This window comes from Halalkalibacter sp. HAAS-P014 (assembly GCF_056619965.1).
In genome coordinates this window covers 14550-29224 of the sequence record NZ_JBWQTV010000029.1, presented here as the reverse complement: position 1 = coordinate 29224, position 14675 = coordinate 14550, and the positions used below count along the sequence as shown (strand labels likewise).

The 14675-nt window shown below is 38.8% G+C and carries 14 protein-coding genes, 2 tRNA genes and 1 other annotated feature; of the genes, 1 reads left to right on the top strand and 15 read right to left on the bottom strand.

Going from position 1 to position 14675, the window contains the following annotated elements; all coding sequences use genetic code 11:
- Positions 1–15: 15 nt before the first annotated feature.
- The 7 genes from leuB to ilvE all read right to left on the bottom strand — a co-directional run bounded on the left by leuB (position 16) and on the right by ilvE (position 8971).
- Positions 16–1107 (bottom strand): 3-isopropylmalate dehydrogenase, encoded by a 1092-nt coding sequence (gene leuB, locus AC1FXZ_RS20620; protein ID WP_480057174.1) that lies wholly within the window; start codon positions 1105–1107, stop codon positions 16–18.
- A gap of 13 nt (positions 1108–1120) precedes the next feature.
- The gene (locus AC1FXZ_RS20615; protein ID WP_480057172.1) at positions 1121–2668 is read right to left on the bottom strand and encodes a 2-isopropylmalate synthase; all 1548 of its coding nucleotides are present in this window, start codon (positions 2666–2668) and stop codon (positions 1121–1123) included.
- Positions 2669–2680: 12 nt separating this feature from the next.
- Positions 2681–3682, bottom strand: coding sequence for a ketol-acid reductoisomerase (ilvC, locus tag AC1FXZ_RS20610; protein WP_480057170.1), 1002 nt, complete (start codon positions 3680–3682; stop codon positions 2681–2683).
- A gap of 57 nt (positions 3683–3739) precedes the next feature.
- Positions 3740–4261 (bottom strand): acetolactate synthase small subunit, encoded by a 522-nt coding sequence (gene ilvN, locus AC1FXZ_RS20605; RefSeq protein WP_480057168.1) that lies wholly within the window; start codon positions 4259–4261, stop codon positions 3740–3742.
- Positions 4258–5988, bottom strand: a complete 1731-nt coding sequence (ilvB, locus tag AC1FXZ_RS20600) for an acetolactate synthase large subunit (RefSeq protein ID WP_480057166.1) — start codon at positions 5986–5988, stop codon at positions 4258–4260. Before ilvB ends, ilvN begins: the two co-directional genes overlap by 4 nt.
- Positions 5989–6102: 114 nt before the next feature.
- Positions 6103–6342 (bottom strand) — a binding site (T-box leader).
- 3 nt (positions 6343–6345) lie between these two features.
- Positions 6346–8013: a dihydroxy-acid dehydratase gene (gene ilvD / locus AC1FXZ_RS20595; RefSeq protein WP_480057164.1), complete on the bottom strand. Its 1668-nt coding sequence runs from the start codon at positions 8011–8013 to the stop codon at positions 6346–6348.
- Positions 8014–8080: 67 nt separating this feature from the next.
- Positions 8081–8971, bottom strand: coding sequence for a branched-chain-amino-acid transaminase (gene ilvE / locus AC1FXZ_RS20590; RefSeq protein WP_480057162.1), 891 nt, complete (start codon positions 8969–8971; stop codon positions 8081–8083).
- A gap of 298 nt (positions 8972–9269) precedes the next feature.
- Here ilvE and AC1FXZ_RS20585 point away from each other — a divergent pair, with 298 nt between their 5' ends.
- Positions 9270–9680, top strand: coding sequence for a hypothetical protein (locus tag AC1FXZ_RS20585; RefSeq protein ID WP_480057160.1), 411 nt, complete (start codon positions 9270–9272; stop codon positions 9678–9680).
- Positions 9681–9708: 28 nt separating this feature from the next.
- On the opposite strand, the gene AC1FXZ_RS20580 is transcribed toward AC1FXZ_RS20585, so the two are convergent.
- From AC1FXZ_RS20580 to AC1FXZ_RS20545, 8 genes are all read right to left on the bottom strand, one after another.
- Positions 9709–9785, bottom strand: a tRNA-Arg gene (locus AC1FXZ_RS20580).
- Positions 9786–9788: 3 nt separating this feature from the next.
- Positions 9789–9859 (bottom strand) — tRNA-Gly (locus AC1FXZ_RS20575).
- A gap of 150 nt (positions 9860–10009) precedes the next feature.
- Complete coding sequence (locus AC1FXZ_RS20570; protein ID WP_480057158.1) at positions 10010–10522, bottom strand: metallophosphoesterase family protein; 513 nt, start codon at positions 10520–10522, stop codon at positions 10010–10012.
- Positions 10523–10534: 12 nt separating this feature from the next.
- The gene (locus AC1FXZ_RS20565) at positions 10535–11131 is read right to left on the bottom strand and encodes an XTP/dITP diphosphatase (protein WP_480057156.1); all 597 of its coding nucleotides are present in this window, start codon (positions 11129–11131) and stop codon (positions 10535–10537) included.
- Between the two features lie 11 nt (positions 11132–11142).
- Entirely contained in the window at positions 11143–11892 is a 750-nt protein-coding gene (gene rph / locus AC1FXZ_RS20560) for a ribonuclease PH (protein WP_480057154.1), read from the bottom strand.
- Between the two features lie 158 nt (positions 11893–12050).
- The gene (locus tag AC1FXZ_RS20555; protein ID WP_480057152.1) at positions 12051–13142 is read right to left on the bottom strand and encodes a GerMN domain-containing protein; all 1092 of its coding nucleotides are present in this window, start codon (positions 13140–13142) and stop codon (positions 12051–12053) included.
- 157 nt (positions 13143–13299) lie between these two features.
- Positions 13300–14103, bottom strand: coding sequence for a glutamate racemase (racE, locus tag AC1FXZ_RS20550; protein ID WP_480057150.1), 804 nt, complete (start codon positions 14101–14103; stop codon positions 13300–13302).
- Between the two features lie 34 nt (positions 14104–14137).
- Positions 14138–14578 carry a MarR family winged helix-turn-helix transcriptional regulator gene (locus AC1FXZ_RS20545; protein WP_480057148.1) on the bottom strand — a complete coding sequence of 147 codons (441 nt, stop codon included), beginning with the start codon at positions 14576–14578 and terminating at the stop codon, positions 14138–14140.
- Between the last annotated feature and the right edge of the window lie 97 nt (positions 14579–14675).

The following is a 14675-nucleotide window of genomic DNA, read 5'->3' as shown; positions in this document are numbered from 1 at the left end:
GCTATGTGACTAAATTTATGAAATAACTTCTTTTTTTGTTAGAGCAGAAATAACAAGCTTCGTCATCTCACTTGTTGATAAAGCCGAACTAGCATCATTCGTTAAGTCAGCAGTTCGATGACCATTCTCTAAAACCGTATTGATAGCACTCGAAAGTGTTGCGGCCTCTTCTGTCATGTCAAATGCATAAGTTAACATCATCGCAATGGAAGATAATGTAGCGAGTGGATTGGCGATTCCTTTGCCCGCTATATCTGGAGCTGATCCATGAATGGGCTCAAATAAACCAGGGCCATCTTGACTTAGACTAGCAGACGGCAACATCCCTAAAGAACCTGTAATCATAGACGCCTCATCGCTCAAAATATCTCCAAACATATTCTCAGTAACAATTACATCAAATTGTCTAGGATTTCGAACAAGTTGCATGGCAGCATTATCAACAAGCATGTGGCTATAAGTAACGTCAGGATAGTCTTTAGCAACTTCATCAACTACTTCACGCCATAAACGGCTTGATTCAAGTACATTTGCTTTATCTACAGACGTTAGTTCTCCACCACGAATTTTAGCAAATTCAAATCCCTTTCGAACAATACGCTCGATCTCTTTTCTCGAGTATAAAAGGGTATCAATAGCAAGCTCTTCAGCCCCTTCACCTCGACGTTCGCGAGGTTCACCAAAGTAAAGACCCCCAGTTAATTCACGGACGATAACAAGGTCAACCCCTTGGATAATTTCATCCTTAAGTGGGGAAGAATCTGCAAGAGCATCATAAATCGTGACAGGGCGTAGGTTTGCAAATAGGTCAAGTTCCTTTCTAAGACGAAGCAATCCTTTTTCTGGACGCTGATCTCCTGGAAGAGTATCCCATTTAGGGCCCCCTACTGCACCTAATAAAACAGCATCACTTTGTTTACAAATCGATAGAGTCCCATCTGGCAATGGATTCCCAACTTTATCAATTGCAACCCCACCAAGGTCCGCATACTTGAATTCAAAATCGTGATTATATAAACGACCAAGTTCTGTCAATACGTTTGTAGCAGCTTCACATACTTCTGGTCCGATCCCATCACCAGGGAGAATGGCAATACGTTTTTTCATGTTCCTTTCCCCCTTATACGTTTATTGGATTTGTACGTTGTTCATTAAATTGTTTTCTATTAATCGTACGATTAACGGCATTTATATAGGCTTTCGCTGAAGCTTCCAATACGTCATGAGCCGTTCCGCGCCCAGAAGATTCTGCACCATCATAATTAACCGTTACATACACTTCTGCTAATGAATCACGCCCAGCAGTTGTTGATTGAATACGATAATCCATTAATAGAATTGGCTCATTGATGACACGCTCAAGTGTATTGTAGATCGCTTCGACACTACCGGAGCCCGTTGCAGCTTCTTGAACAGTTTCACCAGTTGGCAATTTCATCGTGATTGTTGCCGTTGGAATATTCGTAGTGCCATAGTTAACTTGCAGTGTTTCAAGCTCGTAATGCGCAACTGCAGAACCAACTGTTGTTTCTGTCATAAGGGCAAATAAGTCATCCTCTGTAATGTCTTTTTTCTTATCTGCTAAATCTTTGAACGCAGTAAACGTTTTTTGTAGTTGTTCATCTGTTCCGTTAAAGCCTAATTCTGTTAGCTTTTCTTTAAATGCATGACGTCCTGAATGCTTTCCAAGAACCATTCTGTTAGAAGATACTCCGACCAACTCTGGTGTAATAATTTCATACGTTTCTTTGTTTTTCAAAACACCATCTTGATGGATACCTGATTCATGTGCAAACGCATTAGCGCCGACAACAGCTTTATTACTTGGAATCACCATACCAGTCAATTTGCTAACAAGAGAACTTGTTCTTTTAATTTCATTTAATACTAAACGAGTATCAGCTTGATAATGATCTTGACGAATATTTAAAGCAACAGCAATTTCCTCAAGCGCAGCATTACCAGCACGCTCGCCAATTCCATTTACCGTACACTCAACTTGGCCAGCACCATTTTGAATAGCAGCTAATGAGTTGGCAACGGCCATTCCAAGGTCATCATGGTTATGCGTTGACAAAATTGCACGGTCAATATTAGGCACATTTTCTGATACGTATTTAAACATTTGACCTATTTCGTAAGGTGTTGTGTAACCAACTGTATCAGGTAGGTTAATAACAGTTGCCCCCGCATCAATAACCTCTCTAATAATCTTTGCAAGGAAAGGTAGTTCCGTACGGCTAGCATCCTCTGCCGACCATTGGACTTGTGGGAATTTCTTCTTCGCAAATTTAACAGCTGCTACTGCATTTTCAATGACTTCATCTGGAGTCATCTTTAGCTTATATTCCATATGAATGGGAGATGTGGCAATGAAAACATGGATTCTTGGTTCTGCACTATCTTTCAGCGCTTCCCAAGTTGTCTCAATATCACGCTCAAGTGAACGGGCCAGACCAGTTACCGAACTACCTTTTACTGTTCGAGCAATTGCTTGAACAGAGGAAAAGTCACCTTGTGAGGAGGCTGGAAATCCAGCCTCAATAATATCTACACCCAAACGCTCTAGTTGTTTTGCTATTTCTAGCTTTTCTTGAAAGTTTAAGTTCACACCAGCAGACTGCTCTCCGTCTCGTAGCGTGGTATCGAAAACATTAATCTTCCGCACTACTACCACTCCTTAGATTTTTGATTTTGCCTTTACGAATGGCATCATTTCACGTAGTTCACGACCTACGACTTCAATTGGATGTTGACTCTCAGCTCTTGTAATTGCTGTAAACTCAGGACGGTTTGCTTGATTTTCAAGGATCCAACCTTTTGCAAATTTACCAGTTTGAATATCAGTAAGAACCTTTTTCATAGCTTTCTTCGTATCTTCAGTAACAATTTGAGGACCCGCTACATAATCTCCCCACTGAGCTGTATCTGAGATTGAATAACGCATTGTTTCAAGTCCACCTTCATACATTAAGTCTACAATTAATTTCAACTCATGTAGACACTCAAAGTAAGCAACTTCTGGTTGATAACCAGCTTCAACAAGTGTTTCAAAACCAGCTTTTACAAGCGCTGATGCTCCTCCACAAAGTACTGCTTGCTCACCGAATAAATCTGTTTCAGTTTCTTCTTGGAAAGTTGTTTCTAAAACGCCAGCACGCGCAGAACCAATTTGTTTAGCATAAGCTAGTGCAATGTCTTTAGCGTTACCAGTAGCATCTTGGTATACAGCGATTAATCCTGGTACACCACCACCTTCTTCAAATACACGACGTACTAAGTGTCCTGGTCCTTTTGGTGCAGCTAAAAACACATCTACATTACTAGGTGGCACGATTTGGTTAAAGTGAATATTGAAACCGTGTGCGAATGCAAGAGTTTTCCCTTCAGTTAATACTGGCTCAATTTCATTTTTATACACAACCGGTTGAAGCTCATCAGGAAGAAGAATCATGATAAGATCAGCTTGCTCTGCAGCTTCACGTACAGAATATACTTCAAATCCATCTTCTACAGCTTTATCCCAAGATTTTCCTGGACGTAGACCGATGATTACATCTTGACCACTTTCACGCATATTTAGAGAGTGAGCATGACCTTGTGAGCCATATCCGATGACTGCAACCTTTTTCCCTTGTAATACTCCCTCATTAACATCTGAATTGTAATAAACTTTTGCCATTATAAATCTCTCCTCTAATAAGTGTTTTACTATATTTGAATTTATGAATTCACTATTTTAGTTGATAAGTGTCAATCGATACGGATCATTTACCGGAAGTTTTGTACTACGATTAAATGCAGTTATCCCAGTACGAGCAATATCTTTAATTCCATACGGTCGAAGCAATTCTATAAATGCTTCGACTTTTGGATGATCGCCTGTAATCTGAATTGTCATGGATTCACGACCTACATCGATAATTGTTGCTCTAAATGGATTTACAAGGGCAGCAACTTCTCCACGTTGCTGTGGAGTTGCTGCAATTTTAATAAGAGCTAATTCCCTTGCAACAATTGACTCATCAGTTATATCTTTTACTTTTAAAACATCTATTTGTTTATTTAATTGCTTAATTACTTGTTCTATATTCTCCATACTATCTGCTGCAACTACAAACGTCATCCTAGAGATTGATGGGTTTTCAGTCACTCCAACGGTAATACTTTCAATGTTGTAATGACGTCTAGCAAACAGACCGGTAATTCTATTTAATACACCTGAGGTATTATTTACGAGTGCTGTAATTGTTCGTTTCATAATGGCTTAACCCCCTCCATCTGATGTTGCCCTTTACCTGGTGCGATCATTGGATATACGTTTTCGTCTTTCGCTACCCGAACATCCATTAAAACTGGTCCTGGGTGGGCTAACATTTCTTCTAATGCACCCTTAAGATCTGACAGGTTATCAACTCTCATCCCTTTAATGTCATAAGCCTCTGCAAGCTTTACAAAGTTCGGTTGAATAGGGAACAACGAATTAGAATAACGTTCACCATGGAATAGTTGTTGCCATTGTCTAACCATTCCCAATGATGCATTATTTAGAATGACAACTTTGACTGGAATATTAAGTTCTTGTAAGATGGAAAGCTCTTGCGCTGTCATTTGAAATCCAGCATCTCCAATTACAGCAACTACAGGTGACTTGGGCTCTGCAAACTGAGCTCCAATCGCAGCTGGGAAACCAAAGCCCATTGTTCCAAGTCCTCCGGAAGTTACCCAGCGATTTGGTTTTGTAAAGCGATAGAACTGAGCTGACCACATTTGATGCTGGCCAACATCTGTCGTTACAATTGCATCGCCTTTTGTTACTTCATGGATCAATTCAATCAGTTTTTGTGGCTTAATAACATCGCCATCTTCCTGATACCATAGTGGAAATTCTTGCTTTCTTTCCATTTGCTTATTACACCATTCAGTAGTATTACCAGGAACTTCTGTTTCTTCTAAAACCATTTTCAATGCATGCTTTGCATCACCAACTACTGGGATATCTGTTTTAACATTTTTTCCAATCTCAGCCGGATCAATATCAATATGAACGACTCGAGCATTAGGAGCAAAATGAGCAAGACTTCCTGTAAGGCGATCATCAAATCTGGCACCAATACTTATCAACAAATCAGATTCGTAAATTGCCATGTTAGCTGTGTATGTCCCATGCATTCCACCCATACCTAGAAATAAATCGTGGTCTCCTGGAAAACTTCCTAGGCCAAGTAATGTATTAACAACAGGAACTTTCGTTTTTTCAACATATTCTAGCAATTCATCTGCAGCTTTCCCATGTAAAACTCCAGCACCTGCTAATATAACTGGACGCTTAGCCTCTTCAACGGCCTCAACTACTTTGCGGATTTGCAAACGATTTGGAATGATAGTTGGTTGATATCCTGGGATATTAACTTCTTTATCATAATCAAATGTTCCAGTTGTAAGTGAAATATCTTTTGGTAAATCGATTAGAACTGGACCAGGTCTTCCTGTTGTAGCAATATGGAAAGCTTCCTTGATGATTCTTGGAAATTCTTCAACAGAACGAACTTGGTAATTATGCTTTGTGATAGGCATTGTTATCCCAATCATATCAGCTTCTTGGAATGCATCCGTTCCGATTAAAGACGTTGCTACTTGACCTGTAATGACCACTAATGGCAACGAATCTATCATCGCATCTGCAATACCTGTTACAACATTTGTTGCTCCTGGACCTGATGTTACAACACAGACACCAGGTTTACCAGATACTCTTGCATACCCTTCTGCAGCATGTATAGCTCCTTGTTCATGTCTTGCTAGAACATGATGGATACCCGTTTTATAAATTTCGTCATATGTTGGTAGGATAGCACCACCGGGATAGCCAAAAATAACGTCAACACCCTCTTTGGCTAAGGCCTCCATTAACATACTTGAACCTGACATTTGTTTGGGTGTTTCACTAGCTTGTTGTTGCTCTTGTTTTTTTACCTTTGTACTCATCTCTTAATGCCTCCTTACATAGTCTCTCGTTAACTATCCCATTGAAAAACAGTGAACATTCTGCAATTTAACAATAAAAAAATCTCTCCACCCCATAGAAGCCACAGCTGCGGCTAAAGGGGCGAAAAGATTTTCTTTCCACGGTACCACCCTTATTCATTGAACAAAAAACATATGTTCAATCTTAATTGTTTTGATAACGAGTGTTTGGTACACTCGACCAACCCTAATAGATATTCGTTCAGGCTGATACTCAGAGGCGAGCTTCGTCAATGGTAACAACACCGCATCTCAGCACCACGGCTCTCTGTTGAAGTTACATCATTGAGTACTTTTCCTCTTCTTCGCTTTGTATTATTAAATTTTCATTACTCCACCTGTATTAGCAGACGTTACAAGTTTTGAATATCTTGCTAAGTACCCTTTTTTCACTTTAGGTTCAGGTTCAACCCATCCCTCTTTACGCTTAGCATGCTCTTCATCAGAAACTAGCCATTCGATCGTTCTATTTGTTAAGTCAATTCGAATCCGATCACCATTTTCAACAAACGCAATCGGACCTCCATCTGCAGCTTCTGGTGAAATATGTCCTATTGAAATCCCTCTAGATGCACCTGAGAAACGCCCGTCTGTAATTAATGCAACTTTTGTTGATAACCCTCTTCCTGCAATTGCAGATGTTGGAGCTAACATTTCAGGCATTCCTGGTCCACCCTTAGGTCCTTCATAACGGATAACTACAACATGGCCTTCACGGACTTGCCCTTCATCAATTGCCTTTTGAGCTTCTTCTTGAGAATCAAAAACAATTGCTTCTCCGTCAAATACTTTAATCGATGGATCGACAGCCCCTACTTTAATAACGGAACCATCTGGTGCAATGTTACCATATAACACTGATAATCCACCTACTGGACTATAAGGATTATCTTTTCTTCTAATAACATCATCGTTAGTAATTTCTGCATCTTTTACATTTTCATACAAACTTTTTCCAGTAATCGTAATTCGATCTGGGTGAATTGCACCCTCGATATTACATAATTCTTTTATAATTGCACTTACACCACCTGCTTGATGGACATCATCCATCGAGTAGTCAGATGCCGGCATTATTTTTGATAGGTATGGTACTCGCTCAGCTACTTTATTAATTCGATTTAAGTCATATTCAATTTCAGCTTCATTTGCAATCGCTAAAGTGTGAAGTACTGTGTTAGTTGACCCACCCATTGCCATATCTAGTGCAAATGCATCATCTATCGTTTCTTTAGTGATAATATCTCGTGGTTTAATATCTTTTTCAATTAGATTCATAAGATGTTTTGCAGCATCTTTAATTAGTTGGTGACGATCATCCGATGTAGCAACTAGTGTCCCATTTCCAGGTAAAGCCACTCCTAGCATTTCCATTAATGAGTTCATTGAGTTAGCCGTAAACATTCCTGAACATGAACCACAAGTAGGACAAGCAGTTTGTTCAATTTCAAGCAATTCTTCTCTGGTCATATTACCTGATGTAAATGCTCCTACACCTTCAAATACAGATGTTAAAGATAAGTTTTGTCCATCTTTTGTTTTCCCTGCTTCCATTGGACCACCTGAAACAAAAACAGAAGGGACATTTGTTCTAACTGATGCCATCAACATTCCTGGAGTGATTTTGTCGCAGTTTGGAATATAAAAAACCCCATCAAACCAATGTGCATTAATAACAGTTTCTGCAGCGTCACAAATAATTTCTCGGCTAGGAAGTGAATATCTCATTCCGATGTGCCCCATTGCGATCCCATCATCTACACCAATAGTGTTGAATTCAAATGGAATGCCTCCAGCTTCACGAATTGCTTGCTTAGCTACTTCAGCAAACTTATTTAAATGCATATGACCAGGAATGATATCGATGTACGAATTACAAACACCAATGAATGGTTTATCCATTTCATCTTCTTTTACCCCTGCTGCTCGAAGTAAACTTCGGTGGGGAGCTCGATCGATCCCCTTTTTTATCATGTTACTCCTCATACTACCCGCTCCCTATTCTACAAATGCTTTTTACTCATCTCAGCTGTCTCTTCTATCTATAAAGGCTTTAAAAGCTTTCTGTATAAACCTTTTCCCCTTCTACTACTACTCTTTCTCTAAATGCTTCTAGTAATGTTTTCGTTTCTTTTCCGGGTTTCCCCTCACCGATGAGGCGACCATCAACTTTTACAACTGCTATAACTTCTGCAGCCGTACCAGTTAAGAATACTTCATCCGCAACGTAAACATCATGTCTAGTAAACGGCTCTTCTTTAACCGTATATCCAAGGTCTTTCGCAAATTCTATCAGAGCATTTCTCGTTATCCCTTCAAGAGCACCAACATAACCTGGTGGAGTGAACAATACTTTATCCTTTACAATAAATACATTATCAGCTGAACCCTCTGCTACATAACCTTGATCGTTAAGCATTAGCGCTTCACTTACGCCTGCTAAACTAGCCTCAATTTTAACAAGTATATTGTTCAAATAATTCAGTGACTTCACCTTAGGACTAAGTACATCTGGTCGGTTCCTTCTAGTAGCTACTGTGACAATGTCCAAACCAGTTTCATATAGTTCTTTTGGAAATATCGCTAATTCTTCTGCGATAATAATCACTTGAGGCGCTGCACATGATGAAGGGTCAAGTCCAAGATTTCCTACCCCTCTCGAGACGACAAGACGTATATATGCATTACTTAATTTATTTTTCTTTAAGGTTGCTACAACTAGCTCTTTCATCTCTTCTTTTGAATGTGGGATCGAAAGCATAATAGACTTTGCAGAATTATAAAGCCTATCTAAGTGCTCCTTTAGTCTGAAGACATTTCCCTCATAGACACGTATCCCTTCAAAGACGCCATCACCATATAAAAATCCATGGTCATAAACTGAAATTTTCGCTTCGTGTTTCTCTACGAATTCTCCATTTAAGTATATCCATTGTTCACTCATGACGTTTTAACTCTCCTCATGTATCATATACGATTTCAAGCTAAAATCGCAGATGATTTTATCTCTCTAGAGCGGACATTTGTTTTTTAATATATTGTTATTTGAGATTTATCATACGCTCATTCAGCAATATGGTCAACCACTTTTTTAAAATAATTTGACAATTTCGATTTGTTGTTGAAATTGTATACGCTTACACCGCTGTCAATACTAATTCGCTAAAAATATAATTCCATTAATTCCTATATTGAGCATATTCCTAGTCGGTTCGGACATCCTATTTATTGGGTGATAATAAATGTTAAAAAAATACAAAAACTACATGCAGCTCACAAGAAAATTTCCTTATGTAAAATTCAGAAAAAGAAAACGTGCCTCTCTAGTCTTAGTTGAAGAATTGGCGCAGATTTGTAGTACGGAAGGAGAGAAACTTCTTTATCAGCAATTGCGAGCAAATATGTATTATCCTACTCCTCACTACTGGGTCGAAAATGTTCGGTGCAATTTAGCTCTTGTTCCTTATAGGTTAGCTTTAATTGAGCAAAGGCCAACATTAAATGAGAAGAAGATTGTGCGTCAATTAAAAAAACACGGCTGGTCTGTAATGTTTTATGAACCGGAAAAATTATTACAAAATTACGAACTCTTCGTAAATAAAGTGTTTCAGCAAGCACCGACACAAACCAAAAACGTCTCCACCTCATCGTAGGTGGAGACGTTGTTATGTATAAAAATAATGGCGTCCCAGGAGAGATTCGAACTCCCGACCGACGGCTTAGAAGGCCGTTGCTCTATCCTGCTGAGCTACTGGGACAAAAGCGGGTGATGAGAATCGAACTCACGACATCAGCTTGGAAGGCTGAGGTTTTACCACTAAACTACACCCGCATAATATGTTGTTTCATTCAAATTTCTATGTTAAAAAAACAATAACTTGTGACGACATTTATTACTATAAAACATCCATAACCAAATGTCAACAGTTTCAAAAGATTTTTCTCTCCTTGCTAAGGAATTCTTAGCAAGGAGAGAAAAGTACTATTTTTTTTCAAAGTGAAATACCATATCAGATACAATTTTGCCATGAACATCATAATATGTAACAGTTATTTTCTTTTGGCTATATTCACATATACAATATGTTTTTTCCACACGATTGCGTGGAAGTCTCACACTTCCTGGATTTATATAAACGATGTTATTCTCCATAAAAGCTGTTGCAATGTGTGAATGTCCAAAACAAACAAGTTGAGCCCCAACTTCCTCAGCACGATAGCTTAATGGAACATATGTCATTTTCACATTGTAATGATGCCCGTGAGTCACATAAATGACGATATCATCCACATTTTCAGTACGTTCTTCAGGAAAATCATCACCAAAGTCACAATTCCCTTTAACAACCTTCAATTCACTGAGAGATGCATCTTCGGCTTTCAATTCAGAATCGCCACAATGGATCATGATATCAACTTCACCCTTATGCCTATCAACGACTTTCTTTAATTCACCTTTCCAACCGTGACTATCACTTATGATAAAAGCCCTCATTAGATTTCCCTCCTACGAGCTCCATCGTCCTTTATCCTCTAGCATTTTCGCAATGGCATTCGCTCGATGACTACGGTTATTTTTTTCTTCAGCAGTCAATTGTGCCATCGTCTTTCCAAGCTCTGGTATTAAAAAAATAGGGTCATAACCAAATCCATTTGTACCACGTGCTTCCATCGCAATCGAACCTTCGCAAGTTCCCTCATAGAATAGCGTAGTTTCATTCGGCCTAGCGATTGCCATCACACAAACAAAGCGAGCGCCCCTGTCTTCATTTGGTACATCAAGTAACTCTGATAGTACTTTATCCATATTAGCTGCATCACTTTTCATTAGTCCTGCATATCGGGCAGAAAAGACACCGGGACGTCCATCCAATGCATCAACTACTAATCCTGAATCATCGGCAATGACCATATAATTTAAATATTTCGCTAAAGTTTCTGCTTTTTTCGCTGCATTTTCCGAAAATGTTTTACCATCTTCAACGATTTCAGGGATATTAGGAAAATCAAGTAATGAGCGAACATTCCATCCTTTATTACCTAATAATTGTTTGAACTCTGCTACCTTCCCTTTATTCTGTGTCGCAATGACAATTTCCTTCATTGTTTTCTCCTTTAAGCCTTTTTCTCACTCATTCGTTTAACAATTTCTCCTAACGCTTCCTTCTGTTTTACAACAAGGCTGTCAATTCCTATTTCCGCCAAATCAAGGAGCTTATTCAATTGATCACGGGAAAATGTCGCTTCCTCACCTGTTCCTTGCAATTCAACAAATTGATGTTCTCCTGTCATTACTACGTTCATATCAACTTCGGCAGCTGCGTCTTCTACATAACACAAATCAAGTAGCTCACCTTTTTTTGTATCAATTCCAACAGAAATAGCTGCTAGATAATCTCGAATAGGCCACTCTTTGACCTTACCTTTTATCATCACTTTTTCCATCGCGAGTGCTAATGCTACAAACGCTCCGGTAATGGAGGCCGTTCTTGTTCCCCCATCTGCTTGTATCACATCACAATCAATCCATATTGTACGCTCTCCAATTTTTTCAAGATCAATAACTGAACGTAGAGAACGTCCAATTAACCTTTGAATTTCCATCGTTCTTCCTGAAACTTTCCCTTTTGAAGACTCCCGGATATTTCTCGTTTCAGTTGCTCTAGGTAACATAGCATACTCTGCAGCAATCCACCCTTTGCCTTGCCCCCTTAAAAACGGTGGCACACGCTCTTCTACGGTTGCATTGCATATCACTTTGGTATCTCCCATTGAAATAAGGACAGATCCTTCTGGATGTTTTACATAATCCGTTTCAATCGTTACGTTTCTTATTTGATCTGCCGTACGTCCATCTACTCTCATATAAAATGCCTCCTTGATTATGATACTCACTTAGTTTCTTGAGTTTATGTAAGGTTATGTAAGTATTCTTTTCCACAGAAAAGGAGGTAGCACAAAGCTCCTCCTTTTCACTACATCTAATTATAACTGAATTTTATCGGTATAGTCCAATTCTCAAACTAATAACTACCTGTATTAACAAGAGTTGGTCTTGAAACAGCCTCTGCAACTTCGCCAGATTCTGTCAGGACATCCGCCTCACCGTTCACTTTAACCGCTACTTTTTCAATACCTTCCTGTTCAGTCAATGTCAGCACTAACATATCTAGTGCCTCTGCAGATACTGCTGTAGACTGATTTTGAGAAAGTAATGATTCATTAAAATTAACTGTTACCATTCCATTTTCATACATCGGCTCTTCAATTAGTTCTACTTCATTACGAAAATCTGTTAGAAGCTGAGATTCAGGTGATGGTCCTCTTAACAACTCTTGCACTGCAGCTGTTGTTAATTCCTCCCCTATCGCAACACGGCGAGTCACCGGAACATAATATGTTTCTTCTCCATTTTGTGCTAGGAAGTAAAGAGTCACAGCCTTACTGTTCACAACATCAGTTACTGTACCCGTCTCTAAGTTAATACCGTTTTCACGGCTAACTCCTTCACCAATCGGTGTTCCATCTACAGGCATCGTATCTTGTTTATAACCATTTATGTTGATTTGAACACTATCAACGTTTTCAAATTGAGTTAATGTCCACGTAATAGATTCTAAAATTTGTTTTTCTTGACTCGGGTCATACTCTTTGAATTCTTTTGAAAAGTCCGCTATCGCCATCCCATTCTCAAGCTTAACATCAACTTCTGTTCCTGAAGGAATTACAGCCCTAAAACCATTTGGGAGCATATTCGTTACAGGACCACCATCAACTAAATATTCTAAAGACTGTCTTAAAACACTTTCTGTTCTAGGAAGATCTAATGTTTGGGGGACAACCAAACCGTTTGAATCAATTAAGTATAATTCACGCTGAACATAATCTTCAACTGCCTCTTCCCCATTCTCCACTTCTTCATCCTTACCTTCTTCCTCGTCTACTTCCTCTCCGGATTCCTCTTCTAATCCAAGAGATTCATTTTCATCTACGTAATTCATAGGTGGTGTATCCATCTCATTTGTCGCTTCGTTCGAACCAAATGAACAAGCTGTCATTGTTAAAAGTGTAGTAAAAGCAAGAATGGGAACCCCTTTTCGTAAAACTTTGCGCATTGTTTTCCCTCCTAAGATAGTTTGTACTACATGTATACGAGCCTTCAAGAATAATAGACCACCTTTGTCTTATTTTCCTCGTAATTTTTTTAAAAAAAGAAAAAAACGCAAAAGAACCGTTAAGAGAATTTAGTCTCCTAACGGCCCTCATTTCATACTAGTTTGTAGCTAACTGGAGTGTAGCTACATGTTCCACATTCATTTCCAACCATTTATCAGCCAGAATTTTAAAACTTGAAGCATCTCCTGTTGTAAAAAATCGATGAACCGGTTTTCTATCTTTCGTATAAAGCAAATTTTTATGATAAAGTAAACTACTTACTTCGCGAGCCGTTTCATCCCCCGAAGATATTAAATGAATACCCTCACCAAGACGTTTCCCTATTACTTCTTTAAGCAAAGGATAATGAGTGCATCCGAGAATAAGTGTATCAAAATGTAAATGATCTAATGGCATCAATGTCTCATCTACGACTTGTTCAGCCTCTGGTCCATCAAATATTCCCCGTTCCACTAACGGTACAAATGGAGGGCATGCAAGACTTTCAACCTTCACTTCACTATTAATTGCCATTAGCGCTTTCTCATAGGCTTTGCTTCTTATCGTCCCCATTGTACCTATAATAGCAACATGGTCTCTTTTTGTTACTTTTAAGGCACTTATGGCTCCAGGATGAATGACACCCACAACAGGAATGTCGAGTTCATCTTTTACTTCTTCAAGGACAACTGCAGTAGCAGTATTACAAGCAACTACTAGCATTTTCATGTTCACTGATAATAAGTGATCTATCATCTCCCATGTGAATTTCCTAACTTCCTCTTCTGATCTAGGGCCATAAGGGCACCGTGCTGAGTCACCTATATAAACTATTTCCTCTTTCGGTAACTGCCTGATAATTTCTTTTGCAACTGTAAGGCCACCTAAGCCCGAATCAATAACTCCAATCGGTCTATCCAACGATTACCCCTCATTCATGTTCAATTAATCTCTACTAGTTCGTACGAGTTGCTTTTATTTTTTCATGCAGAACATGTAAACTCTTTTCAAGAGTATCAACTTCTTCTTGAGAAAAATCGGTTAAGATATTCTCTAGATAGTCTTGACGTTTTTTAATGACCTCTTCAATAATGGTTCGGCCTTTATTTAACAAATGAATTCGTACTACACGTCTGTCATTTTTATCTTTCACTCGTTCAACTAAGTCATTTTTTTCCATTCTATCCACTAAATCTGTTGTCGTGCTACATGCAAGATACATTTTGGTCGATAGTTCACCTATAGTCATATCACCATATTCATTTAACCATTGTAATGCTATAAATTGTGGTGGAGTAATGGGAAATTGCGTTAGGATTTCTCGCCCCTTTTGTTTAACCATTTCTGAAACCCTTCGTAATGAACGTTCTATTTCTTCAATCTGGCGATGATCCACTATTACGCACCTCCTAAACTTATTTCCACCTTCAATTTTCTCTTGTTTTTCTATGAAAAGCAAGTTAATTATTTATTATAAACTAGTAATACAAGAG